Source organism: Mucilaginibacter sp. SJ (assembly GCF_028993635.1).
Taxonomy (GTDB): domain Bacteria; phylum Bacteroidota; class Bacteroidia; order Sphingobacteriales; family Sphingobacteriaceae; genus Mucilaginibacter.
The window spans coordinates 564,050-587,163 of sequence record NZ_CP118631.1 but is presented as its reverse complement, the minus strand read 5'-3'; the positions used below and the strand labels follow the sequence as shown (position 1 = coordinate 587,163).

25 protein-coding genes are annotated in these 23,114 nt (G+C 46.9%); 24 read left to right on the top strand and 1 reads right to left on the bottom strand.

The features are described from left to right. The first annotated feature begins 1 nt into the window (after window position 1). The 22 genes from MusilaSJ_RS02190 to MusilaSJ_RS02085 all read left to right on the top strand — a co-directional run bounded on the left by MusilaSJ_RS02190 (window position 2) and on the right by MusilaSJ_RS02085 (window position 18,260). Complete coding sequence (locus MusilaSJ_RS02190) at window positions 2-289, top strand: plasmid transfer protein (protein WP_274988438.1); 288 nt, start codon at window positions 2-4, stop codon at window positions 287-289. After that, window positions 267-2,690: a TraG family conjugative transposon ATPase gene (locus tag MusilaSJ_RS02185; protein WP_274988437.1), complete on the top strand. Its 2,424-nt coding sequence runs from the start codon at window positions 267-269 to the stop codon at window positions 2,688-2,690. The genes MusilaSJ_RS02190 and MusilaSJ_RS02185 overlap by 23 nt, the downstream gene beginning before the upstream one ends. Next, window positions 2,687-3,349 (top strand): hypothetical protein, encoded by a 663-nt coding sequence (locus tag MusilaSJ_RS02180; RefSeq protein WP_274988436.1) that lies wholly within the window; start codon window positions 2,687-2,689, stop codon window positions 3,347-3,349. The genes MusilaSJ_RS02185 and MusilaSJ_RS02180 overlap by 4 nt, the downstream gene beginning before the upstream one ends. Further along, window positions 3,346-4,011 carry a hypothetical protein gene (locus MusilaSJ_RS02175; RefSeq protein ID WP_274988435.1) on the top strand — a complete coding sequence of 222 codons (666 nt, stop codon included), beginning with the start codon at window positions 3,346-3,348 and terminating at the stop codon, window positions 4,009-4,011. Before MusilaSJ_RS02180 ends, MusilaSJ_RS02175 begins: the two co-directional genes overlap by 4 nt. Then, the gene (locus MusilaSJ_RS02170; protein ID WP_274988434.1) at window positions 4,008-4,673 is read left to right on the top strand and encodes a hypothetical protein; all 666 of its coding nucleotides are present in this window, start codon (window positions 4,008-4,010) and stop codon (window positions 4,671-4,673) included. The genes MusilaSJ_RS02175 and MusilaSJ_RS02170 overlap by 4 nt, the downstream gene beginning before the upstream one ends. Continuing rightward, the gene (locus tag MusilaSJ_RS02165; protein ID WP_274988433.1) at window positions 4,670-5,449 is read left to right on the top strand and encodes a hypothetical protein; all 780 of its coding nucleotides are present in this window, start codon (window positions 4,670-4,672) and stop codon (window positions 5,447-5,449) included. The genes MusilaSJ_RS02170 and MusilaSJ_RS02165 overlap by 4 nt, the downstream gene beginning before the upstream one ends. Beyond that, the gene (locus MusilaSJ_RS02160) at window positions 5,446-6,600 is read left to right on the top strand and encodes a TraJ family protein (protein WP_274988432.1); all 1,155 of its coding nucleotides are present in this window, start codon (window positions 5,446-5,448) and stop codon (window positions 6,598-6,600) included. The genes MusilaSJ_RS02165 and MusilaSJ_RS02160 overlap by 4 nt, the downstream gene beginning before the upstream one ends. 59 nt (window positions 6,601-6,659) lie before the next feature. Then, window positions 6,660-7,274 (top strand): conjugative transposon protein TraK, encoded by a 615-nt coding sequence (gene traK, locus MusilaSJ_RS02155; RefSeq protein ID WP_274988431.1) that lies wholly within the window; start codon window positions 6,660-6,662, stop codon window positions 7,272-7,274. Further along, window positions 7,252-7,656 (top strand): hypothetical protein, encoded by a 405-nt coding sequence (locus MusilaSJ_RS02150; protein WP_274988430.1) that lies wholly within the window; start codon window positions 7,252-7,254, stop codon window positions 7,654-7,656. Before traK ends, MusilaSJ_RS02150 begins: the two co-directional genes overlap by 23 nt. Window positions 7,657-7,668: 12 nt before the next feature. Next, complete coding sequence (traM, locus tag MusilaSJ_RS02145; RefSeq protein ID WP_274988429.1) at window positions 7,669-8,811, top strand: conjugative transposon protein TraM; 1,143 nt, start codon at window positions 7,669-7,671, stop codon at window positions 8,809-8,811. A gap of 1 nt (window position 8,812) precedes the next feature. Continuing rightward, window positions 8,813-9,610 (top strand): DUF4138 domain-containing protein, encoded by a 798-nt coding sequence (locus MusilaSJ_RS02140; RefSeq protein WP_274988428.1) that lies wholly within the window; start codon window positions 8,813-8,815, stop codon window positions 9,608-9,610. A gap of 7 nt (window positions 9,611-9,617) precedes the next feature. Then, window positions 9,618-9,830 carry a hypothetical protein gene (locus MusilaSJ_RS02135; RefSeq protein WP_274988427.1) on the top strand — a complete coding sequence of 71 codons (213 nt, stop codon included), beginning with the start codon at window positions 9,618-9,620 and terminating at the stop codon, window positions 9,828-9,830. A gap of 51 nt (window positions 9,831-9,881) precedes the next feature. Next, window positions 9,882-11,876: a type IV secretion system DNA-binding domain-containing protein gene (locus MusilaSJ_RS02130; RefSeq protein WP_274988426.1), complete on the top strand. Its 1,995-nt coding sequence runs from the start codon at window positions 9,882-9,884 to the stop codon at window positions 11,874-11,876. 13 nt (window positions 11,877-11,889) lie between these two features. Then, window positions 11,890-12,300 carry a hypothetical protein gene (locus tag MusilaSJ_RS02125; RefSeq protein ID WP_274988425.1) on the top strand — a complete coding sequence of 137 codons (411 nt, stop codon included), beginning with the start codon at window positions 11,890-11,892 and terminating at the stop codon, window positions 12,298-12,300. Further along, a complete protein-coding gene (locus MusilaSJ_RS02120; RefSeq protein ID WP_274988424.1) occupies window positions 12,297-12,722 on the top strand; it encodes a M23 family metallopeptidase in 426 nt (141 codons plus the stop codon). The genes MusilaSJ_RS02125 and MusilaSJ_RS02120 overlap by 4 nt, the downstream gene beginning before the upstream one ends. Next, entirely contained in the window at window positions 12,715-13,881 is a 1,167-nt protein-coding gene (locus MusilaSJ_RS02115) for an ArdC family protein (protein ID WP_274988423.1), read from the top strand. The genes MusilaSJ_RS02120 and MusilaSJ_RS02115 overlap by 8 nt, the downstream gene beginning before the upstream one ends. Continuing rightward, the gene (locus MusilaSJ_RS02110; RefSeq protein WP_274988422.1) at window positions 13,881-14,657 is read left to right on the top strand and encodes a DUF4099 domain-containing protein; all 777 of its coding nucleotides are present in this window, start codon (window positions 13,881-13,883) and stop codon (window positions 14,655-14,657) included. Before MusilaSJ_RS02115 ends, MusilaSJ_RS02110 begins: the two co-directional genes overlap by 1 nt. After that, entirely contained in the window at window positions 14,657-15,277 is a 621-nt protein-coding gene (locus MusilaSJ_RS02105; protein ID WP_274988421.1) for a hypothetical protein, read from the top strand. The genes MusilaSJ_RS02110 and MusilaSJ_RS02105 overlap by 1 nt, the downstream gene beginning before the upstream one ends. Before the next feature lie 428 nt (window positions 15,278-15,705). Next, window positions 15,706-16,881, top strand: coding sequence for a HEPN/Toprim-associated domain-containing protein (locus MusilaSJ_RS02100; RefSeq protein WP_274988420.1), 1,176 nt, complete (start codon window positions 15,706-15,708; stop codon window positions 16,879-16,881). 62 nt (window positions 16,882-16,943) lie between these two features. Continuing rightward, window positions 16,944-17,123, top strand: coding sequence for a BF3379 family histone-like protein (locus MusilaSJ_RS02095; RefSeq protein ID WP_274988419.1), 180 nt, complete (start codon window positions 16,944-16,946; stop codon window positions 17,121-17,123). Window positions 17,124-17,273: 150 nt separating this feature from the next. Beyond that, on the top strand, window positions 17,274-17,834 hold the full coding sequence (locus MusilaSJ_RS02090; protein ID WP_274988418.1) for a GNAT family N-acetyltransferase: 561 nt from the start codon (window positions 17,274-17,276) through the stop codon (window positions 17,832-17,834). Window positions 17,835-17,897: 63 nt separating this feature from the next. Continuing rightward, window positions 17,898-18,260 carry a hypothetical protein gene (locus MusilaSJ_RS02085; protein ID WP_274988417.1) on the top strand — a complete coding sequence of 121 codons (363 nt, stop codon included), beginning with the start codon at window positions 17,898-17,900 and terminating at the stop codon, window positions 18,258-18,260. 20 nt (window positions 18,261-18,280) lie between these two features. Here MusilaSJ_RS02085 and MusilaSJ_RS02080 read toward each other — a convergent pair whose 3' ends face one another. Then, entirely contained in the window at window positions 18,281-18,811 is a 531-nt protein-coding gene (locus tag MusilaSJ_RS02080; protein ID WP_274988416.1) for a hypothetical protein, read from the bottom strand. Between the two features lie 156 nt (window positions 18,812-18,967). Here MusilaSJ_RS02080 and dinB point away from each other — a divergent pair, with 156 nt between their 5' ends. Further along, window positions 18,968-20,149: a DNA polymerase IV gene (dinB, locus tag MusilaSJ_RS02075; RefSeq protein WP_274988415.1), complete on the top strand. Its 1,182-nt coding sequence runs from the start codon at window positions 18,968-18,970 to the stop codon at window positions 20,147-20,149. A 6-nt stretch (window positions 20,150-20,155) separates the two neighbouring features. Next, entirely contained in the window at window positions 20,156-23,104 is a 2,949-nt protein-coding gene (locus tag MusilaSJ_RS02070) for a DNA polymerase III subunit alpha (protein WP_274988414.1), read from the top strand. The last annotated feature ends 10 nt before the right edge of the window (window positions 23,105-23,114 follow it).

The window sequence follows — 23,114 nt, the reverse complement described above, 5'->3', positions numbered from 1 at the left end:
GATGGCCAGAAAGTATCCTGTTTATAAGGGGCTGCAAAAGCCCCTTATTTTCAAAGGTTTTAAAGGGAAATTCATCTATTGGGGTATCGGCGCGCTCCTTGCCGGACTCGTTTTTGGCGCACTGACCATGACCCTGATCAATATGTGGTTAGGCGCTGTCGTCCTCATCTCAATTATCGTTGGCGGCCTGCTGTACATAGCCGGAAAACAGAAGGACGGGCTATACAGCAAACAGCGAAACGCCGCCATCCAAATCATCGATCATTATGCCCGCAAAAAACTTATTTAAGATCCCATATGCCGGAATTGATCATCATGGTGGATTTGACATCCTGATCGGTATGGGCGGTGAATATTCCGTCATCATCGGTATGGTCAACCCGGTCATCCGTTTCTGCGCATACGCTACCGGATATGATGAATTCCATAGCCTGCTGAATAATATCGTAAAGATATTGGGTGATAATTACCTTCTCCAAAAGCATGATATCATCAGCAGGAAACCATTTGATCCCGGCCATGCTACCGAGTACCTGCAAGAACACTACAACGAACATTTTTCAGGCCGTGAAAGCCTGAGCGTGCGAACTTACCTGACCATCACCAAACCGGTCCGCAAGGGGGCTTTTTTTGTGTATGATCCCAGGGTGCTTACAGAGTTCGTATCGACCATAGGTAAGGTCATCGATATCATTCCGGGTGCCAGGCCATTGAACGAAGCCGAACTCAATAAGGTGGTCCTTGAATTCCTGAGTATGGACTTCAGCGGAAAGCCTATCGTCCTCAACAATATCGCCCCGGGGAATGATGAAATCCGGTTGGGTGAACGGCGGGTTCGCTCGGTCAGTCTGATCAACATCGACTCCATCGATCTGCCACCTGATATCCGGCCTTACATCGAATTGAATGAAACGGAGGCGATCAGGGGATTTCCGGTTGATCTTTTATCATTCCTGTTCAAAGTGCCCGGTGCGTCCTCGGTCGTCTATCATCAGTTGATCGAGATACCTAACCAGGTAGGAACGCTCCGCAAGCTTGAACAAAAGAAGAAAAGGCACGCAGGGATACCAGACCCGGCCAACCAACTATGTGTGGAGGATATCGATGCCCTGTTAAATGATGTAGCAAGGGAAAATCAGCTATTGGTCAATTGCCATTTCAATATGCTGGTGGTTTCCGGGCCGGATCAGTTAAATAAGGCAACGAATTACATCGAAAGTTCCCTTTTTCAGCTTGGTATCATCCCAAGTAAGAATGCTTATAACCAATTGGAACTTTTCCGGGCGGCACTTCCGGGCAATAGTGTTGAGCTGAAACCATACGATTGGTTCCTGACCACTGGCGATGCCGCATTGTGTTTCTTTTTTAAAGAATCACTACCGGTAAATGATCCGTCTGACTTTCTGATCAGGTTCACCGACAGGCAGGGCATCCCGGTGGGTATCGATCTCGCAGATCTTCCGATGAGGACCGGCCGCATCAACAACCGAAACAAGTTCGTCCTTGGACCCAGCGGTTCAGGTAAAAGCTTTTTTATGAATGCCCTGATCGAGCAATACATGCTCTACAACATGGATATGGTCATTGTGGACACCGGTCATTCCTATTCGGGATTATGCGCCTACTACCAGGGCAAATACATCACGTATTCGGATACCAAACCCATCACGATGAACCCTTTCCAGATCACGGAGGAAGAATACAATATCGAAAAGAAGGATTTCCTTTGTACCCTGATCGGTGTAGCATGGAAAGGTGCAGAAGGCACATTCAGCCAGGTCGAACGGGATGTGGTCGCCAATGTGATCGCTGCATATTACAGCGATGCGTTCATGAGTGGCGGTGAATTGGATTTCAATTCCTTCTATGAATTTGCGGTCGGGCGTATACCATCGATCATTTCCTCAGAAAAGATCAGTTTTGATATTGATGAATTCCGCTATGTGCTGAAAAAGTTCTATCGCGGTGGTGAATTTGAAACTATACTGAACAAGAAAGCCGACAGTTCGCTGTTCACGGAACGCTTCATCGTGTTCGAGATCGATTCCATCAAAGAGCACAAGGTCCTGTTCCCGATCGTTACCCTGATCATCATGGATGTTTTCATCCAAAAGATGCGGTATCGTTCCGACCGGCGCAAAGCGCTCGTTGTGGAAGAAGCCTGGAAAGCTATCGCCAGTCCTTTAATGGCCGGGTATCTCCTTTATTTGTACAAAACCGTTCGGAAATTCTGGGGCGAGGCCGTCGTGGTCACACAGGAATTGGGTGATATCATCGGCAACGCGGTTGTGAAAGACAGTATCGTTAATAATTCGGATACGATCTGTTTGCTTGACCAAACCAAATTCAAGGATAATTACCTGGAGATCGCCGCGCTGCTATCCATCAATGAGACAGAACGCCGCAAGATCTTTACCATTAACCAACTGGACAATAAGGAAGGCCGGGGCCGGTTCAAAGAGGTCTATATCAGGCGTGGTTCGACGGGAGAGGTTTATGGTGTAGAAGTTTCCCTGCATCAATACCTGACCTATACGACGGAAAAGCCCGAAAAATCAGCTGTCGAGCACTATGTCAGCAAATTCAATTCTTATGAGCAAGGCCTGAACGCCTTTGTTTCCGATCATCAGCAAAGCGGCCTTTCATTGCCCGCTTTCGTCACCAGAGTTAATCAAACCAAAGTTCAATGAAAGCTATTATCACCTTTCTCTTGCTGCTCATTCTTCAAATGGCGGGCGCACAAACGCTTACCGTCGACCCGGCCGTTTCCGGCGCTATCGTTGCCGACGGAGCGCTGATCAACGGACAACTCAACACGACTAATAACCGGCTCGACCTGATCCAAAAAGGTCAGCTCGCAGTGAGCGGGCAGCTTGTTCTGGTCAATAATCTGCAAAACAGGATCTATCAGGGGCTAAGTCAGGTCGCATCGGTCATCAATAACCTCAGCACGATCAAAGAGATCGCGGATTGCGGTATCGATATCGTAAAGGATGTACAAGCCGCGGTCACGATGGCCAGAAGCAACCCGGTATTGTTATTATTCGCCGAACGGGGTGCCAGGGATTTTCAGACACGGGCGACGGCGCTTGCGGCGGATGTCAGCACTTTCATACTTCAGGGAGGTACCCAGAACCTGATGGATTCGGGGGAGCGCGGAAAATTGCTCAACCATATCGCATCGGAGATGCATATCCTTGGTGGCCTGGCTTATGGGATGAACCGAAGCATTTATTGGGCAAAAATGAATGGGATACTCCGGTCCCTGAACCCATGGGCCGAATGGCAGAACCAGGATGTTCGTATTGCCAACGAGGTACTCACTAATGCTAAATATCTTAAACCATGAAGTGCTACCTGATCCTTGCCTTACTGGTCATTGGTAAGATGACCGCTAAGGCGCAAATGAAGATGCTGAATATCCCGGCACTTCATCAACTCGTCGCCCAATCCGAAACGGAATATAACCGGCAGGTCACGGCACGAAACAGGCAGGCGGTAGCGACAGCCAACGAACAGGCTAACCTGACCCTGTTGGAAAAACTGAAGGCCGTTTATCGTAAACTTCAACAAAGGTATAACGTACTCGGGTCTGCACTTCAGGCAGCACAGGCAGGGTATTCCGCAGGACCTATGGTACAGCGTATCATCAGTAATCAATCACAGATCATTTCGCTCGCCAGCCGAGATCCGGCTTTGGTAGTGATCGGCTACCAGGCTGCCATCGATTTCTCCGCTAAAGCCGAAAGCATATCACGGTACCTGGCCGGGTTGGTGATCAGCTATGGGGATATCAACCAAATGAGATCCTCGGACAGAAAGATCCTGTTTGACTATGCGCTTTTGGAACTCAGTAATGTGCAGGACCTCTCCGGCAATATGCTTAGCATGATGCAGAACGCATCAGCGGTGTCAGCGCTCCGTTCGCTGAACCCGTTCCAGGATTACGTGGACATTGATAAAGATCTGATCAATGACATTTTAACGAATGCCAAATACCTGAAGCCATGAAACGAACCGTTCTCTTAATTGCCCTGCTATGGGTCTATGATCTATGTTATGCCCAAATGGTCGTTTTCGACCCTCAGCATTTTGCGGCGGTCGTTCAGAATACAGCTGTCAGGAGCGGCGCGGAAACGACCCATCAACGCTACCTGAATAAGATCAATGACAATATCGAAGATGTTAACCTGAACGCAGGTGTGGTCGTGACCGCGCAAACCATTATCTATAACGGTTTGTCGAATGTGAACTCGGCCCTGAAAAATGGTATCGCGGTCCGCAACATAAGTGTGATCGTATCGGATATACTTTCGTACAGCAACCAGTTGATCTCTCTTTCCAAAGACGAACCATACCTACTCGTTTTTGCCGGTCAGATGACTTCCGAGATGCGGCAAAGAGCTATGGCCCTTTTGAACGATGTATCCGGTTTCGCACTTAAGGAGGGCAATAATATGCTGGCCGATTACAATGCCCGTGACGCGTTGTTACGCAGGATCACCGAACATTTGCAGATCATTGATGGGTTGGCTTATGGGGCATGGAAAGCGGTGTTTTGGGCAAAACAACGGGGCATTGTCGCTTCGCTGAATCCATTTGCCGAATACATCAGCCAGGACCGGGCGCTGATCGACCGGATCATTCAAAACGCTAAATACCTTAAAGATTGAAAACGACATTCATATTAATGCCTTTCTTTTTACTGTTCAGTAAAATGTCAGGTGCACAGACCTACGCCGATGACCAAAGTGTACGGTATCAGCAGCAACGAATGGTCTACCAGCAATGGGATAAAAATAAGTTCACCCCAAAGGCCGGCTTCCTTAGCCTCAACCCGTATTACTGGCTGACCTGGGGTTTATTCCATCCGAATTACAACAAAACGGACAGGAGACCGCTTAAGCCTGATGGGCCACAAACCATTCGGTTGGCCAGCGTTGCCGCGATGAGCAGCATCGACGACAGGTACAAATTACAATCGGACACCGTTCGTAAAACCGCAGAATCCGAGATCATTAACCAATCTGGCCTGTTGTCGGCTGCTGATCCCTTATGGAATCTTTATTATGCACGGGAATTGCGGCCGGTGACCGAAAATAACAGCAATGCACTTATGGCCGGGCTTTCGCCCGCTGTTGCAGGTCAGTTGTTGAAAGAAGGCGTGTTCGATTGGTACGCGGCTGAGGTCAATTCCTTGCATGAACGGTTAACTGCTGCCCGATCCGCAGATATGGACCGGGGTTCCAGGATCATGGCATACCACCGGATGTTGATGGAATACCGTAAACTGAGTGCTTTGTGGTCGGCACGGGTCGCAGCCTCCGGCAATACGATCAGAATGACCGCGCAGCGCCAGCTCAGTGTTAGCGGCGGGGTAAATTTCAGTGGTTGGCCGCCGCAACGCGATAGAGAGATCGCACAAGAGATCTTATTAAAAGTCAAATGAAACGATACATCCTTTTATTGCTCTGCCTGGTTATAGTTAGCCAGGCGGCATTCGCGCAGTCGCCCGGTATGGATAATACCAAGACCCTTGAATTCCTTCAGGGAGATGGTGTTTACGAATCCGGGATGATGTATTTTCTGAAAGGCCTGAAGGATTCGATATGGTCACATTTCGGCATGTTCATAGCCGATGCGAAAGCACTGGCCGCCATCTTTATGATCATTTTTTTCGCCATCAGGTCATACGAAATGATGGTAGGTGATAAAAAACTGGAGATCATGCCGCTCTTGCGGCCATTCGGTTTAGCCATGGTGATCTTATGGTGGGGGATATTCGTGAAGGTCATAGCTTTTCCGACCGACCTCGTGGCCAATGAAACGGAGGTGATGTTCAAAAGTGAGCAGAACCTTGTCAACAAACTACGGCTAAACCGGGCAGACCTCATGTTATCAGTGGCAAACAGCCTGTATACTTTTCAGGCGCAGACCCAGGTCGCCGAAAAGGAAAGTGATACCTGGTATGGACAGGCCTGGGATTCCGTGACCAGCACGGTGAAGGAAGGTATCAGCACGGTAGTTTCCCCATTGTTGGAACTGAAAGCCCGGCTACAGATCGGCATGCAGCTACTCTTTACGCAATTATTGGAACTGATGGGGATCTGGATATTGCGGATAGCGACCTATATCATCTTCATGATCCAGATCATCTATTCCAGCATCCTGATCATACTTGGACCGTTCGCGGTCGCTGCAAGTATCCTCCCGGCGTTCCGGGATAGCTTCAGCACCTGGGTGGCCAGGTTCATATCCGTTAATCTTTATTCGGGGATCGCTTACCTGATCATGTACCTGTGCAGCCTGATGCAGGAATTCGCACTAAACTCTGAGATCAGCAAATACAAGGAACTCGTCGGCGAGAACGGTATGTCGGCCGATCTGGCCAAAATGACCGTATTCGCGGGGAACGGTGTGCTGTCATTCGGTACGGTGATCATTGTATTCCTGATCGGGGCTATCTGTATGTTCACCGTACCGAGCATTTCTACCTGGATCATATCTACCTCGGGTATAAGCTCAGCGACCTCGACCTTCGGCAGAAGTGCGGGCATGGTCACCACGGCAGCAAAAAAAGCGGCAGGCAGTATGCTTTGACCGGCTTACCAGCAATTACTGAAGGCAGCTCCATCCGGGCTGCCTTTTATTTTACTATTATGATCATAAAAAATATTGAGTCGAAAATAAAGCTGGCTACTTTCATTTCTGCGGGTAGTCTGCTGACAGCGGTCGTGATCGTTTGTATCAATGCGTTCAGTGCTTATCAAATGGTGGCGAACGCTCAAAAGAACATTTACATCCTCGACCATGGTGTACCGATACTGGCGAGACAGACCGATGCGCAGACCAACAGGCCGGCCGAGTACAAGGCACATGTCGATCTTTTCCATAGTCTGTTCTTTTCGCTTACACCGGATGATAACTATATGGAACACCAAATGAAAAAAGCCATGTATCTCGTGGATCAATCAGGTATGCAACAGTATAATGATCTTAAAGAGAACGGTTTTTTCAATTCTATACTGTCATCCAGTTCCGTACTGACCTTACAGACCGACTCCATAGCGGTCGACATGGATAAGCAGTATTTCCGGTACTATGGCAAACTGAAGATCGACCGTCGAAGTTCGACCGTGATCAGGTCATTGATCACAGACGGTTATTTGAAGGATATTCCAAGGAGCGACAATAACCCGCACGGTGTACTCATCACCGGATGGAAGACCCTGGAAAATAAAGATCTATCCGATGTTGAAAAGAATTCATTCTAACCGGGACCCGAAGGATACGCTATTCAGCGAACTGCGAAAAGAGTTCAGCTCTGCCTTTCAAAAACTCAGCGATAAAAGTACCGCATTATTGAACCGACGCCCCAAATTAACCTTTGGCCTGATGTGCTTCCTGCTACTGGGCTCATTTGTGTTGTCAATTACCGTTTTTCGCGCACCGGCGGAGAAAAAAGCGCCTGCCACAGTGCCGGTTTCGCCTCTGGATAATGGCTTCGGTCAGATCATGGACCTGACCGGGAAATTGCAAACCACCATCCGCTATAAGCGGCTGGTAGACAGCCTGAGTGTCAAGCAGAAATTATCATCCGGCGACTCTACAGCGCTCAACGGGGCATTGGACAGCCTCAAAAAACTTAACCCATAAAATCTAAAAATCATGAAAATCGATCTGAAACAGCCCAAGTACGTGCTGCCGGTGCTGATCCTGCCGTTTTTATGCTTGTTCTTCTATATATGGCGATCAGGCAAAAGTGAGGAGAAGCCGGAGGCAGCAGCTCATGCCGGGCTAAACCCATCTGTCGGCGAGGTCGCTTCGGGTGTAAAAAAGGGCCAGCTTCAGGATAAGCTGGATGCCTACAGGAACACCTACAAAGAAGCCTATGGCCAAACAGCTGTAACCGCCATTCCGCGTGAGAATTCAAGTAACCCCGCCTATATCGATACTTATTCCAACAGGGAACGCCAGCAAAGGACACTTGACTCTATTGCCAAAGCGGCAGCAGCCTCGTTTTCCCAACCAGCCAAACAGTTGGCCATCGATCAACAACCATTCCGGCCTCCTTTAACGGACAACAGCCATGTGCTGCAAACGGGTGATAAGCCTGAAGATCCAATGGCGCTTTTCCGGAAACAAATGGCTTATGTGGATAGTATCGGCAAACAGAATGATCCTGATTACAAGGAGCAAAAAAGAAAACAGGAGGCTGAAGCGAAAAAAGCGGCCATTGCTGCTGCGGTCGTCAGGTTACCGGTAACACGGTACTCAACCGCTAATGCTGATTTCAATACGGTAATGCCTAAAGCTGAGGATTCTTTCATCAGCGCTGTGATCGATGAGAATATGACCGGGTACGCGGGTTCCAGGCTCAGGCTCAAACTCCTGGAGGACATCCGGGCAGGTGGAGAAACAGTAAAAAAGGGAACCTTGCTCTATGCGCAAATATCCGGGTTCTCGGAGCAGCGTGTAACGCTTAGCATAACATCGATCCTTTCATCCGGCAAGATACTACCGGTAAAATTAGAAGTTTACGATACGGACGGCCTGCCCGGCCTTTTTATACCATCTTCCTCGTTCCGAGAGTTCACCAAAGAACTCGGCAGCAGTTCTGTCCAGGGAGTCACAATTGATGGCGGAACCGGTAATAACCAGTTCGTCATGAGTACTGCGGGCAAGCTTTTCCAATCGACCTCATCGGCCATCGCTGAACTGATCAGAAAGAACAAGGCTAAACTGAAGTATAATTCATTTATCTATCTAATTGATAACGAGGCGTTGCAGAACGCTCAAAAATCCTATTAATATGCGAAAGATCATTATGATGCTGGCCATGTTGCTGGCGCACACCGTTTATGGACAAAATACATTACCGCAAATTGCGCTGCCATTGCATTCGACGGCGCATTTTATCTCCCCGCAGCCTGTCAAATACGTTGATATTTCATCAAAAGACATTATTGGTGACCTGCCGGTGCCAAATATCCTACGGTTAAAATTCCGTGATACGGTCAGTTCATTCAAAGATGCGGTCGTCACGATCACCGGAGAGGATTTTATCGCGCAATACCGCATTGTTGCCGGGACGGACGAAAGCCCTGCCATGATCGAGATAGGACCTGAAAACTGCCGGCCGCTGGATATTACGAGTCCCGGGTTGACGCAAGATCAATTGCGAAAGATCTGCCTCGGACTGATCACCAGCTCCGAAAAACATCCTGTCAAAAAGGTAAGCGATCTTGGCATGACAGCACAGGTCAACAGGTTGTACACCCTTGGCGATTATATGTTCATTGACCTTGGCTTCAGGAATAGAACGCGTATAAAATACGACATCGCCGGTATCAGGTTCAGTATCGATGATAAAAAAGTGACCAAGGCCTCCAATGTCCAATCCATAGAAATTAAACCTCTTTACCGCTTAATGAGTACCCCGTCATTCGCTACCCGCTACCGGAATATCCTCGTATTTCGAAAAATGACCTTCCCCGATAACAAGGTCCTGAATATTGAGTTGAGCGAGCAACCTGTATCAGGCCGTGTGATCACGATACCGGTAAGCTACAAAAAACTGCTTCAGGCAGATATCGTACCTGTCGAATAATTGAGCTATGACCGAAACAACCGCTTACGTTTACCTGCGCTCGGTCATGGCAGCCAATTTTCCTGCCTACTACCGGAAATTGACCAGGAACGGCGCGCTCAGGTTCGAACTCTCCAGCTTTTTTGAGGTTTGCCGCCCTTTATTGGAAGGCCTCCGGGCGAATGATAAAGCACTTATGGCAGAGGTCCGAAGCACCATGGCCATTTACCTGCAGGAATGAAACGGTCCTGGTCGGTCAATAGCGACCGGGGTTCACTTTACACAAACATTTATGGAAGAAACAAGGGAGCAGCAAAAGCTGCATAACTTTCTACGGGCCGCAATATATATATCGGTCATGATCGAAGCCGCCGTTTTCATTTATCGTGACCTGCCGCAATGGGGGATATTTTCCGATCCATTGCATAAGCTACCCCGACTGATCATTTACAAAAGCTTGCTCAACAGCAAGCTTTTTTCATTTACACTGATCTGCCTGGTCAGCATCGGCACATTGGCAAAGAAGGATCTGGAGATCAACCCGAGGCGGGATATTTTATTGCCGCTTGCTTCGGGTGTCCTGCTTTTCTTTGGAAGCATGCTCATTTTCGGAAGAGCATCCCCACTGATCCTGCCTTACACCACCTGGTGGGACCTGATCTATCTGGTCAGCTCTTTTACAGGCGCTTTACTGACCAGCCTTTCGATGGATAACGTATCGAAGATCATCCGTTCCGGCCTCGGCAAGGATAAATGGAATACCGAGGCAGAAAGCTTTCAGCAGCCGGAAAAAAAGGTCGATACCGAATACTCCGTGAATATACCGATGCTGTTCTATTACAAAAAGCGGGTCAGGCAGGGATGGATCAACATATGTAATGTTTTCAGGGGTACCATAGTGATCGGTACCCCCGGATCTGGCAAGAGTTTTTCTGTAGTCAATCCATTCATCCGCCAGCTGATCGGTAAAGGCTTCGCTGTTTGCTTGTACGATTTCAAGTTCCCTGATCTCGGCAAGATCGCCTATTATCATTACCTGCTCGCCCGGCAACAGGGAAAACTGCAAAACTTTAAATTCCATGTATTGAACCTTAATGAGGTGGCGAAAAGTCGCAGGATAAATCCCTGGCGATCCGAATATATCAATACGCTGGCGGATGCCTCGGAAACAGCAGAGGCATTGGTAGAGGCATTAAAAAAAGGTGATAAAAGTGGCGGGAGCGATCAGTTTTTTACCCAGTCAGCGATCAACTTTCTCGCATCTTGTATCTACTTCATGAGCAGGCACGATGGTGGCAGGTTTTCCAGTTTGCCGCATGTTCTGGCACTGTTGAACCGCAGCTATGAAGAGATCTTTAATACGCTGGTTTCGGAGCCGGAATTGCGGTCGCTTTTATCGCCATTTATGACAGCTTACAATGCCAAGGCATTTGATCAGTTGGAGGGACAGATAGGTACGTTGAAGGTCTTTATCAGCCGCCTGGCCACTAAAGAAACTTTTTGGGTCTTCTCGGGAAATGACTTCGATCTGAAAATATCGGCAAAGGATGATCCTGCGATCCTTGTCCTCGCCAATGACCCGAATACACAGAATATCAATTCCGCCTGCTATTCTATCGTTATAAACCGACTGACCAAGCTGATCAATACTAAGGGGAATCTGCCTTCAGCACTCATCGTCGATGAGGTACCGACGCTATTCGTTCATAAGGTGGAGAACCTGATCGCCACCGCGCGGAGCAATAAAGTGGCTGTGCTGATGGGGCTTCAGGAATTGCCGCAGTTCAATCAGCAATACGGGAAGGATACGGCGGCAACGATCACCTCGGTAGTTGGCAATATCCTGTCGGGAAGTGTACGCAATAAAGAAACACTGGAATGGCTGGAACGCCTTTTCGGTAAATCAAAGCAGATCGGCGAAGGATTATCCATCGACCGTAACAAGACCTCATCATCACTGAATGAAAAGCTGGAAGTGCTGATCCCGGCAGGAAAGATAGCCTCTTTGAACTCAGGTGAGATGGTTGGCGTTATCGCAGCGGAAGCCCAGGAAAAATACACGGGTCAGTTTGAAACGTCCGCTGTTAATTGCCGTATCGCACTCGATCTGAAAGCGATCGCGAAAGAGGAATCTGCTTACCGGGAACTACCGTCATTCTATGACTTCGGTAATAAGCAAGAGGAGATCCTTCGAAAGAATTTCGAGCGCATTTCCAACGAGATACAACTTCTTGTATCGGCCCATAGGCCACCACAGCAGCCGGTCGCGCCGGCAAAGCAACAATAACAAAATCTAATTTATGAATCAGGAAGCATTGCACGGATCACTCGTGCTGGTGCACCCGGCACTGACCGTCGATCCGGCGAATGCGCAGGGTAAAGTAGCGGTCGTCACTTATGACAGGCCGGACACAAATGAGATCTATGTTTCACTTATGGACGGCAAGGAAGCGGTATACCACCCCGATAACTTGTTGAAATTAAAGGACCGGCAACAGATCATGCAAACGCTGGTCAACGATGGTAAGGCCATGCCGCTGAATGACTTCAAAACGCTCTATAAGATCGGCACATTGCTGGATCGCGGAACCAATAAAGCCACATTCGACGCCCTCGAATTAGCTGCGGTCAACCCTGGAGTATGGGAAAGTGCATTATCGCGCTCAAGGCCTGCGATCGAACAAAAAATAGCTACTGCCTATACCCGATGAAATGGTTAGCTATCCTCACAGCATGCTGTTTTCCGTTAAGGCAGCTGCACATCAATTCGCCATTCGGGAACCGCCTTGACCCGATCACCGGCCAACTTCGAACACATGAAGGCTTGGATCTCAGGGCTCGTTCAGATACTGTTTTTGCTGTTCTGGACGGTACGGTCATTCAGGCTGGCTATCAACATGGCCTTGGCCTGAACATCAGTATCAGCCATGGCCTCGTAAAAACGGAATATGGCCATCTAAGCCAGGTGTTTATCCTTAGCAATACACCTGTTACCGCCGGAAGCCCTATTGGTATCACCGGCCGTTCCGGTCGAGTGACCGGGGAACACCTTCATTTCGGCGTACGCTTTAAGGGGCAGCCCATTGATCCCCTCAAATTTCTGATCGAATTAAATCATCATTATCATGAGTAAAAATTTCAAACCACTGCATGAGCAGATCGCGAACAAGCTCATCGCTGAATTAAAAGCAGGCACTTCGCCTTTTCAAAAACCGTGGTCGGAAACGGATGCACCGGCCTTCACCATTCCGGTAAACCCGACCACCAATAAAAATTACCGGGGTATGAACTCCTTGTGGTTATCCATGCAAGGATATCAGGACCCGCGCTGGATGACCTTAAAACAAGCGGACTTTGCCGGTTACACCGTCGAAAAAGGCGCAAAAGCAACGCTGATCAATTTTGTCAAGACCAGTAATATCGAAGCGATAAGGGATGTCGATGGCAATAAGATCACCGATGAGGATGGCAAGACCATGACCCGTGTGACGAACCTGGATAAACCGATGATCACCAACGCCTGGGTGTTTAACGCCGAGCAGATCAAAGGTATCCCGCCATTGCCGGAGTATCTTAAAAGCGCCGAGGTAGAACAAAAATGGGCACCATTGGAGCGCGCGGAAAAATTGCTGGAAGCAAGTAAGGCGGTGATCAACCATGGTGGCAACGAAGCCTATTACAGCAAATCCCGAGATATCATCCAGTTGCCCGGCAAAGCGCAGTTCGACAATGAGACCAAGTACTATGCGGTCGCATTACATGAACTCGGACATTGGACCGGCCATTCCAGCCGCCTTGACCGTCCGATGGAAGGTCGTTTCGGTTCAGAAAAATATGCGCGTGAAGAATTACGCGCGGAGATCGCATCCCTGATGCTGGGGAGCGAACTAAAGATCGGCCATAACTTCGGTCAGCATGCTGCATACGTGAACAGTTGGGTAAAGATACTGAAGGACGAGCCCTTTGAATTGTTCCGTGCATCAGCAGATGCACAAAAGATATTCGATTTCGTGCTGGATATCGAACGTAAACTCGATGTCAAACGTGAGGCAGCGCCTGCACAGGCCTTTGAGAAAGGGGAACAGATCGCTTACAATAACTCAACAGTTAGCGTACTGGAAACCTACAAGAATAAAAACTTAAAGGTCGAGTTCGCTGATGGCACCCGAAAATCTGTAAAACCTACGGATGCGCTTTACAAAGGTTTGCTTGATGCAAAGAACAACCCTGCTGAACAACTGATGGAAGTTGCCGCCGTGGAGCAGGAAATAAACCATAAGATCGGAAGATAATGCATTTGTTCAACGTTAAAGAAAACGAACTCCCGGTAGCTGACCTCGAAACTTTAGGCCTGGCGGCGGGCGGGCAGCTACTGCTTAATGTGGATGACCTCAAAGCCTTGCTCTCTGGGCGACGTACCAGCCTGCTACAATTATCTAATCTTGAAGCTGAAAATATCAAGATCAAAGCATTGGATGCGAAGGTTTCGCTTCAACGAAACGCCGCCGGAAAAATGGATCTGTTGATCCATCCCATTTACAAAAAACCTGCTACGCCTGATTTCTTGAGTGACAGCGAAGCGGATCAGTTGCGTAAAGGGGATATAGCCAGTATTCAAAAAGAGATCAGTGATAACAAGGGCGGCATCAAGAAACTGCTGTTCGAGTACGATGCCGACACCCGGGAGTTCCTGATCGGTGATACCGATAATATCCTTGCGCCCGATATGGTCAACGGGGAGTTCCTCACCACAGCTCAAAAAGAGGATTACCGTAAAGGTAAAGAGGTCCAGCTGGCTGACAAGACCATTTTCAGTTACTCCATGAAAGATCCGCATGGCATCCGCTCGAACCGGCTTGCGCTTATCGCTTCTGTTCTCATAGATGGTGGATTAAGCTATCTGTTATATAAAGGCTTGAACGCCCTTTTCGGCACCAAACGGGACGAAGCTGAAGCGGCCAAATTAAGCCCCGGATACCATAATGCGGTAAAAGATATGGAGGAGAACCGGCAGAATGCTCCCAAACAGGAATCGGTATTCCGTACAAGGGGACTTTACGCACGCTGATGGTAGCTATACTCAATGCGCTTGGGGTTCCTGCGGAACTCCAGGCGTTTTTTGGTTTCCGGGAAACGATATTCGATTATGGCAGTGAGAAGGAATTTTACGCTTTTGACCGTCATATCGTGCCTTCCGGTAACGGGCTGTGGATAGCTGGCAGCTCCGCCACTAAAGAAGTGATCATCGCATCTTCCGTGATGGAGATCATCGCATTGATGACCATCCATGAGCATCGCTTCCCCGGTTGGTATGACCTGTCTTTCGTTGCCGTTGGGAACCGTCCCCGAAAAGAACAGTTCGATTGGTTACGGGAGAATTACCGCAGGCGAAAATTCACGCTTGTTTTTCCTAATAATGAACTTGGCGCAGTCGCGGACATCAAAGCCGCTTCCTGGCTGAAGAAAAAAAATGTAAGCATTTTTTTCAATGATGAAAGGTATGAGGTGTTGTTAAACGACCGGTCCGGTTCGATCCGGGCAGATGTTCTTTCGCTATTCAGCTTTCAGCAGGCCATGGGGCAGCGTTACGGCATCCGCACTTTTAAGCCTGCCGGCTTTATCACATTCCTCGATCAGCTTCATGCGAAAACCATCGGTAAGGGGCTAAAAAGTGAAACTTTTACTTGATAAATACTAAGATAGTTAGTATATTAGAGTCATTGATACAGCTTATGAGAACATTTATTCACCTGATCGCGACCTGTTTTATTTCAACCTTCTGCTTTTGGGGCGGACTCGGTGCAAAGACCCCTTTTTTGCTTTACGGTATCGGTTTTGCTTTTTGGGCTTTGTTCCTTTGGCGGCTGAACGTTCGCATGAAAAGGAATGCCATCCGTCGCTATAATGAAAGGATGTTCGCCGAGTATATGCGCTCAAAAAGCGACATCAGGCACAGATCATTTTAAATTTATATATTGCACGTACCGCGACTTCTCAGTCGCATTGTGATAAGGTTTAGGTTAAAAGCCCCGGGAGCAAGTCTTCGGGGCTTTTTAGTTACAGGCTGCCTTTGCCACCGTCTTTTAAGCTTACCTTTGCGTTCCAATTTTTAAACTATGGAATACGAATATCTATCATTAAGCGTCGGTAAACTGGAAATAGATTGGCGCAAAAACATTATAAAAGAAGACCATTTTGCTTTATTTCAGCCAGGTGATAAAGCAAATGTGTGCTATTATTTTGATAATGACGACGAGCAAGTGGTCAGTAAAACCGGCCCTGGTTATAGCAAACCGCTGGATAAAGTAAGGGAGCGCCTGAAATTACTCGGTTATGGATATAATAAACTTCCAGCCCTGCTTCACGAGCATATCCAAAGTTTTGTATATGAACGCCAGGACCTCAAGGGTTTTAGTCCTAAAAAGTTTCTTGGAATGCTTAGCGCCGTTGAGATCCCCAAAATTGATTGGGTACCCCACGAAGCAGATGCCGACTATGGCGAATTTTTTACACGACGGATATTGACCTTGCCGCAGTTCGGGCCGATAAGGTCATATCTGAAGGAATTTCCAGGCGCATCAGACCTCGTTTTTGAGCAGATCCACCCATACATTATTTTATCGGCACTTGCTGAGAATCCGTTAAACAGAGAGTTGCCCGTTGAATGGCGCACCAAAGAGAAAAACGTAGGTCTGGATAAGTACGAAACCTACCTCATCGTTACGGAAGGTCCAAGCGATGGCGTGGTGCTCAAAAAAGCATTACATATACTTCGACCCGAGATTGCCGATTTTTTTGACTTCATCGACATGCGTGAAAATTATCCATTCGATAATGTTAGCAGTATGCTCAAATTCTTTATGGGGTTGATCAAGATCGGTACAAATCGCAACATGATATTCATTTTTGATAATGACACGGAAGGTTGTTACAATTTCAGTCGGTTAGATAACATAGCTCATCCCCCTAATATGAGGAAGTATGTCTTACCCGATATGAAAGAGTTTGAAAATTTCAAGACCTCCGGAACCTCCGGTGAGGCCGAAGAGAATGTGAACCGTCGTGCGGTAGCTATAGAAATGTACCTGGACCACAGTTATGTTCTGACACGTACACCGATCGTTGTATGGGGAGGGATGCATGGTTCTGTTCAGCAATTACAGGGCGCATTAAAAAATAAAGAGGATTATACCACCAAATTCGTCGGGCTGGAGGAGAAAGATCATGAGAAGTATAAATTTGATAAACTGCATTTTTTGTTAGGCCATCTGGTCAAAAATATCATTGGGTAGCTACGCGTTTCGTTTGGTGTTAAGTCAAATTTGTTATATTCGACGCTTAATTTTTAAAAACCATGGAAAAGATCACAGAATTAAAAGCGCTTGTAGAAACCGCAGAAAAAGAAGCGCAAGCTTTTTACGAGAAAAATAATAAAGCAGCCGGCACTCGTTTGAGGAATGCGTTGCAGGAGATCAAGGTAATTGCGACAGATCTTCGCAAAGATGTGACAGAAAAAAAGAACGCTGCAAAATAATAATAACAGTATTAAAATACTGTTTTGGGAGCCCCCGCCAATCAGCGGTGGCTTTTTTATTTCCTAATAAACAAGTTGTTCCTGTTGGTTGTATGAATTTGTGCCGTCCGTCATTGCAGCTGAACCGTATTACATTATATATTCGCTTTTATGCTAACACCAATCTACCTGGAACACGATGCTCACATTATTCAGTCATTTAGCCCCGATGATCTTTCCCGATGGTCTGTTATGGCAGACGATGTATTCGAGTTGCTCTCGGACAAGCAAATGTTAAAATATCTGCCGTCTAAAAGACTTCGGTCGGTTCGGGATGCTGACAATCTATTAAAAAATGCCCTTCTTAATCTTTATTGTGGAAGGAACTATATTCATTTTATCCGAAAAAAAAGTGATAACCAGATCATAGGTATCATAGACGTGGTGTCGCCTGATCTCGCCAAAGAGCATTATGATCTTCAACAATACCCTTATTTTATCGAGTTCTATCTTAAATCAGAATATTCACAAAAAAGGCTAATGTCATCGCTGCTACCTCATTTTTTAGAATCACTCCGCAGTCAGAGTGTGCTCAAGGTCGCCGCAGTTATCCACCGTCAGAATACCGCTGCCCGAAAATTATTATACAGGGCGGGTTTTAATTATCGCAATTTGTTCGACGCGACGCAAGATATTTACGAGTTCTCTGCGGTTGAGTGCAATGTTGCCTGACCGATTTTATCCCCTCATAATTAATGCACTGCCTGGCCAACACAAACTTTGGACTAAGCGGGAATGGACCCTCATGGCTTTGCAACAGAAGTTTGGAAGGGCAATCCCATTAGAAAGATCCGTGATACCGACGGCAAATTCATGACAGATAGTTATCTAAAAGAAAAAGCTACTATCGATTACCCATGGATTGCAGATGTTTATGAGGCAACTTCCGGGTTCATTCATTTCAGCGATAAACATATTGCCAACGCAACGACCTTGACTAAGGGCAAAGAAAGCAGTTTAACTACCTTCATAGGAAAAGTGGATAATCAAGTTTACTACGAATCAAAAATCGAGGCGACTATTGGTATGATCGAAATTTCGAATTGTATCGCCAAGCAGGTATTCGGGTGGATCGAGACCAAGCGCCTCAATGGGTAACATGCGATTGGCCGATGATTTTAATCAAGTGCCGATAGGCTTATTGATTGAAATGGCATTACCTTTTCTGTTAGTAAGTCCGCAGTGAGGTGGTGCATTGGGCAAACAAGTTGCCCATTGTTCTCCAACATTTCAGTTCCGTAATGCGGACAACGTCGTCCTTTACAAGAACGTCCAACAAAACTTTCGTACCAGGTCTCGTAGCTCTTAAGATTTTCCCTTTGCTTTTCTTTCGGTTGCTTGATAAAAAGAAGCCCCGTTCTTTCCCACTCACATTTCAGCGACTGCTGAATGATCCCCTTAAAATTATAACTCCCCATATCGTGTTTGACGATTACCGTCAACGTGTAACCATATTTAATGTTGAACCAATGACGAACCCGCGGGTGCATTTCAAACCTCCCGTCGATATGGTAATGCTCATACTCAAACCCAAATTGAGGGTCTGCATGTAAGTGATCAAACACAGGTACATAATATATAATCCCATCTTCTTTCCATTCCAGCACGGCACAATCTACCTCATATTTCTGACCTATCTTAAATTCCATCTTGCAAGATACATACATTTGGTTGTTTCTTTTTCTCGCTGTGTACCAATTAGTAACATCTTCTTTTTAATTTCAATTACTAAAAATATTAGTATTTCAAAAACTCTTATTTAAGTTTGTAGTTCCAAATTGGATCTCATCAGCAAACTGTACTAAATGGAAACCCGCAGCATCGTTCATTTTGATCTCGACACATTCTTTGTGTCTGTTGAGGTGCTGAAGGACAGTAAGCTAAAGGGCAAGCCTGTTGCTGTCGGCGGAGAAGGTGACAGGGCTGTTGTGGCGTCCTGTAGCTACGAAGCCCGTCAGTTCGGGGTTCGCAGTGGTATGGCGATGAAAATTGCCAAACGACTCTGCCCGCATCTGGTCGTTCGTCGTGGCGATTATGACAGCTACAGCCAAAAATCACAAGAAGTTACCGCCATTATCAAGGATGCTGTACCCATAGTCGAAAAAGCTTCTATCGATGAACATTACCTTGATCTTACCGGATTTGATCGCTATTTCGGTACCTACAAATACACAATGGAACTTTGTGATCGCATTACAAAGGAAACCTGGTTGCCGATCTCCTTCGGGCTATCCGTAAATAAATTGGTCAGTAAGGTGGCGACGACGGTGACAAAGCCTCTGGGACGCAAACAGGTAGAATTTGGTACAGAGCGGCAATTCTTTTCTCCTTTGCCGGTCAAAAAAATACCTGGTGTTGGCCAGGAAACGGGAACCAAACTGGCTCTTATGGGTGTGAAATTGATCGAAGATGTCTATAAGCTAAATCCGCCATTATTGGAGGCGACCTTTGGTAAAAATGGTCTGGTGTTATGGCAACGGGCGAACGCGATCGACGAAACACCGGTCGTGCCGTATTCTGAATCTAAATCTATCAGCCGAGAATCCACATTTAGTCAGGATACCACCAGTATGGAACTACTGCGTGGGCACATCATGCAGATGGTCACAGAGCTTGCATTCGAGTTGAGGCAAAATGATAAAATGGCTACCTGTGTAACGGTCAAGATCCGCTATTCCGATTTTGAAACACACACACAACAACGCAAAATAAAGGGGTCATCATTCGATGAAGATCTTACGGGGGCAGCGTGGGAACTGTTCCAGAAGTTATATGAACGCCGGGTACTCATCCGTTTGATCGGCGTGAAATTCAGTCAGCTGATCACATCCAACTATCAGATCGATCTGTTCGCTGATACAGGCAATAACATTGCCCTTTATCAGAGTATAGATAAGCTAAAAAACAAGTATGGAGCGAACGCGATCATAAAGGCCGCTGCATTACCTATAAATATTAGTCATGGACACGATATGCAAAGGAGGTAATGGAAGATGCTGCTCAATGTTCATAGTAACTATAGTCTGCAATACGGAACCATCCCTGTTCAGGAACTGGTCAATGAGTTGATCCTGAATGGCTATCAGGCTGCGGTATTAACTGATATCAATAATACCAGTGCAGTGCTGGATTTTATCCATGAATGCCAGCAAAAGCACTTCACTGGCCTCGCCGGTGCTGAATTCAGGAATGCGGATACGTTATTGTTCGTCGCCATCGCGCGTAACAATGAAGGTTTTCGCGAGATCAATGAATACCTGACCGAATATAACCAGCAAAAGAAGCCGTTTCCTTCTGCCGCTCCCGAATGGGATCATGTTTATGTGATCTATCCGCTCCGCTCAACACATGAAGGCTTGCGTGATAACGAATACCTCGGGCTGCGCCCCGGACAGATCAACAAGCTGTATGGTAAACCCCGCGCTTTTATAGAACGGCTCGTGATCTGGTCCCCGGTAACTGTTAAAGAGCGGAATGACTTTGATCTTCATCGCCAATTAGTTGCGATCAAGCATAATGCTTTAATTGACCATTTGAAGGCCGAGCAACAAGCGGCTTCCGATGAAGTATTGAGGCCGCTACAGGAATTGATCTCCTTTTATAGCGCTTATCCGAAGATCATTTATAATACGGATCACCTCATATCGAATTGCAGCTTTGATTTTGATTTTACGACCTGCAAGAATAAAAGAACCTTCACGAACAGCCAGTATACAGACAAACTACTACTCGAAAAATATGCATTGGAAGGTTGGGCTGATCGGTACGGCACAGGCAATAAGGAGGCCCTAAGACGGGTAAAACATGAATTGGAAGTGATTGACAGGCTTGGGTTTTCTTCCTATTTTTTGATCACCCACGATGTGGTCAGATATGCCATGTGGCGCGGTTATTACCACGTTGGCCGTGGCAGCGGAGCTAATAGTATTGTGGCTTATTGCATGCGCATTACGGACGTATGTCCTATAGAACTTGACCTGTATTTTGAAAGGTTCCTTAACCCGAAACGGAATGCGCCGCCGGATTTCGATCTCGATTTCAGTTGGCGGGAACGCGACGAGATATTTGACTATATGTTCAAACGCTATGATCCAAAACATACGGCACTGCTCGGTATGATGACCACATTCCAGGATCGAAGTATCATTCGGGAGCTGGGGAAAATCTATGGCTTACCGAAAAGAGATATTGATCAGATGATCGCATCTCCAAAGGAGATCCGGGCTGATAATCATATCGCGCTAAAGATACTACAGGTGTATGACCGGATCAGTGATTTCCCTCACAATCGCAGTATACATGCCGGAGGTGTATTGATCAGCGAATTACCGATAGCATATTATTCTGCGCTCGACCTGCCGCCGAAAGGCTTGTTAACAACGCAATTCGATATGTATACGGCATCAACGATAGGATTTGAGAAAGTTGATATTCTCAGTCAGCGTGGTATAGGTCATATACGTGATGCTGTAGATATTATTCGGGAGAATTGCGGCAAAACGATCGATGTGCACCAGGTCGCGAAGATCAAGAATGACCCAAAGGTGAACGAGCAGTTAAAAGCCGGAAATACGATAGGTAACTTTTACATCGAAAGTCCCTCGATGATCAGCGTGAACAGGAAGCTGGGGTGCAATAATTACCTGACGCTGGTAGCATCATCGAGCATTATTCGTCCGGGCGTAGGCAGCAGCGGCATGATGGATGAATATATCAAACGGTATCATCAACCTGAAAAAGTAGTATATCTGCACCCCGTATTGGAGGAACAGTTGAAAGAGACCTATGGTGTGATGGTTTACCAGGAAGACGTCCTGAAAGTCGCTCATCACTATGCAGGGCTTGACCTTGCCGATGCAGATGTGCTTCGTAGATTGATGTCCGGTAAGAACCGTGGCGCGCACCATCTTTCAGAGATACAGGAAAAATTCTTCCGCCAAAGCAAAGAATTGGGCAGACCCGACGAAACGACAGCGGAATTATGGCGACAGATATCCAGTTTTGCGGGGTATTCTTTTTCTAAGGCGCACTCTGCAAGCTATGCCGTCGAAAGCTATCAGAGCTTATACCTTAAAACCTATTATCCCAAAGAGTTCATGGTTGCGGTCATTAACAATGATGGCGGATTCTATCAAAAATGGGTTTACGTTGCTGAAGCACGAAAGGCAGGTGCGAACGTCCACCTGCCTTGTGTAAATAACAGCCGCGTTGACGCGATGATTCGGGGCAATGATATTTACCTGGGCCTGGGATTGATACAGGGATTGGAAACCACCGTGATGCAAAACATCCTTAATGTTCGTTCAAAAGATGGTAACTATCTTACAATGGAAGACCTCATTGAACGGACAGGCATATCCCTGGAACAAACGCTGTTATTAGTGCGGAGTGGTGCTTTGCGTTTTACGGGCCAAAATAAAAAGACCTTGATGTGGCTCGCCAACATGGTATTTGAAAAACGCAGCAAGGTTAAAAAGTTACTGCCCGGCTCTCGTCCCTTACTAAGGCCGGAAACCGTTGCCATTACCTTACCGGAATTCGATTGTTACGGCGAAGAGGATTTTTTTGACGAAATGGAGTTTCTTCATTTTTCATTATCCCTTTCACCGTTCACAATGTTAAAAACGAACTTCCGGGGACACTTAAAAGCGAAACAATTGATCGAACATGTCGGGCAGGTGGTTAAAATGGTCGGGCTGTATGTAACCGCCAAGCCGACACGTACCAAAAAAGGTGACGCGATGGCTTTTGGTAGCTTTCTTGATATTGATGGTGATTTTTTTGATACCGTGCACTTTCCGGCCTCGTTAGCAAAATACCCATTTCAAAAAGGTGGTTTATATTTGATACTCGGTAAGATCACGGAAAGTTTTGGCGTACCATCGATTACCGTAGAGAAGATGGCAATGTTGCCGATCAGGCTTGACCCGAGATTTAGTTAATGATGATACG

What these genes read in the sequence shown, in the direction of transcription:
- MusilaSJ_RS02190 (WP_274988438.1), top strand. Translation starts at nt 2, where the DNA reads ATGGCCAGAAAGTATCCTGTTTATAAGGGGCTGCAAAAGCCCCTTATT.
- MusilaSJ_RS02185 (WP_274988437.1), top strand. Translation starts at nt 267, where the DNA reads ATGCCCGCAAAAAACTTATTTAAGATCCCATATGCCGGAATTGATCAT.
- MusilaSJ_RS02180 (WP_274988436.1), top strand. Translation starts at nt 2,687, where the DNA reads ATGAAAGCTATTATCACCTTTCTCTTGCTGCTCATTCTTCAAATGGCG.
- MusilaSJ_RS02175 (WP_274988435.1), top strand. Translation starts at nt 3,346, where the DNA reads ATGAAGTGCTACCTGATCCTTGCCTTACTGGTCATTGGTAAGATGACC.
- MusilaSJ_RS02170 (WP_274988434.1), top strand. Translation starts at nt 4,008, where the DNA reads ATGAAACGAACCGTTCTCTTAATTGCCCTGCTATGGGTCTATGATCTA.
- MusilaSJ_RS02160 (WP_274988432.1), top strand. Translation starts at nt 5,446, where the DNA reads ATGAAACGATACATCCTTTTATTGCTCTGCCTGGTTATAGTTAGCCAG.
- traK (WP_274988431.1), top strand. Translation starts at nt 6,660, where the DNA reads ATGATCATAAAAAATATTGAGTCGAAAATAAAGCTGGCTACTTTCATT.
- MusilaSJ_RS02150 (WP_274988430.1), top strand. Translation starts at nt 7,252, where the DNA reads ATGTTGAAAAGAATTCATTCTAACCGGGACCCGAAGGATACGCTATTC.
- traM (WP_274988429.1), top strand. Translation starts at nt 7,669, where the DNA reads ATGAAAATCGATCTGAAACAGCCCAAGTACGTGCTGCCGGTGCTGATC.
- MusilaSJ_RS02140 (WP_274988428.1), top strand. Translation starts at nt 8,813, where the DNA reads ATGCGAAAGATCATTATGATGCTGGCCATGTTGCTGGCGCACACCGTT.
- MusilaSJ_RS02135 (WP_274988427.1), top strand. Translation starts at nt 9,618, where the DNA reads ATGACCGAAACAACCGCTTACGTTTACCTGCGCTCGGTCATGGCAGCC.
- MusilaSJ_RS02130 (WP_274988426.1), top strand. Translation starts at nt 9,882, where the DNA reads ATGGAAGAAACAAGGGAGCAGCAAAAGCTGCATAACTTTCTACGGGCC.
- MusilaSJ_RS02125 (WP_274988425.1), top strand. Translation starts at nt 11,890, where the DNA reads ATGAATCAGGAAGCATTGCACGGATCACTCGTGCTGGTGCACCCGGCA.
- MusilaSJ_RS02120 (WP_274988424.1), top strand. Translation starts at nt 12,297, where the DNA reads ATGAAATGGTTAGCTATCCTCACAGCATGCTGTTTTCCGTTAAGGCAG.
- MusilaSJ_RS02115 (WP_274988423.1), top strand. Translation starts at nt 12,715, where the DNA reads ATGAGTAAAAATTTCAAACCACTGCATGAGCAGATCGCGAACAAGCTC.
- MusilaSJ_RS02110 (WP_274988422.1), top strand. Translation starts at nt 13,881, where the DNA reads ATGCATTTGTTCAACGTTAAAGAAAACGAACTCCCGGTAGCTGACCTC.
- MusilaSJ_RS02105 (WP_274988421.1), top strand. Translation starts at nt 14,657, where the DNA reads ATGGTAGCTATACTCAATGCGCTTGGGGTTCCTGCGGAACTCCAGGCG.
- MusilaSJ_RS02100 (WP_274988420.1), top strand. Translation starts at nt 15,706, where the DNA reads ATGGAATACGAATATCTATCATTAAGCGTCGGTAAACTGGAAATAGAT.
- MusilaSJ_RS02095 (WP_274988419.1), top strand. Translation starts at nt 16,944, where the DNA reads ATGGAAAAGATCACAGAATTAAAAGCGCTTGTAGAAACCGCAGAAAAA.
- MusilaSJ_RS02090 (WP_274988418.1), top strand. Translation starts at nt 17,274, where the DNA reads ATGCTAACACCAATCTACCTGGAACACGATGCTCACATTATTCAGTCA.
- MusilaSJ_RS02085 (WP_274988417.1), top strand. Translation starts at nt 17,898, where the DNA reads ATGGACCCTCATGGCTTTGCAACAGAAGTTTGGAAGGGCAATCCCATT.
- MusilaSJ_RS02080 (WP_274988416.1), bottom strand. Translation starts at nt 18,811, where the DNA reads ATGGAATTTAAGATAGGTCAGAAATATGAGGTAGATTGTGCCGTGCTG.
- dinB (WP_274988415.1), top strand. Translation starts at nt 18,968, where the DNA reads ATGGAAACCCGCAGCATCGTTCATTTTGATCTCGACACATTCTTTGTG.
- MusilaSJ_RS02070 (WP_274988414.1), top strand. Translation starts at nt 20,156, where the DNA reads ATGCTGCTCAATGTTCATAGTAACTATAGTCTGCAATACGGAACCATC.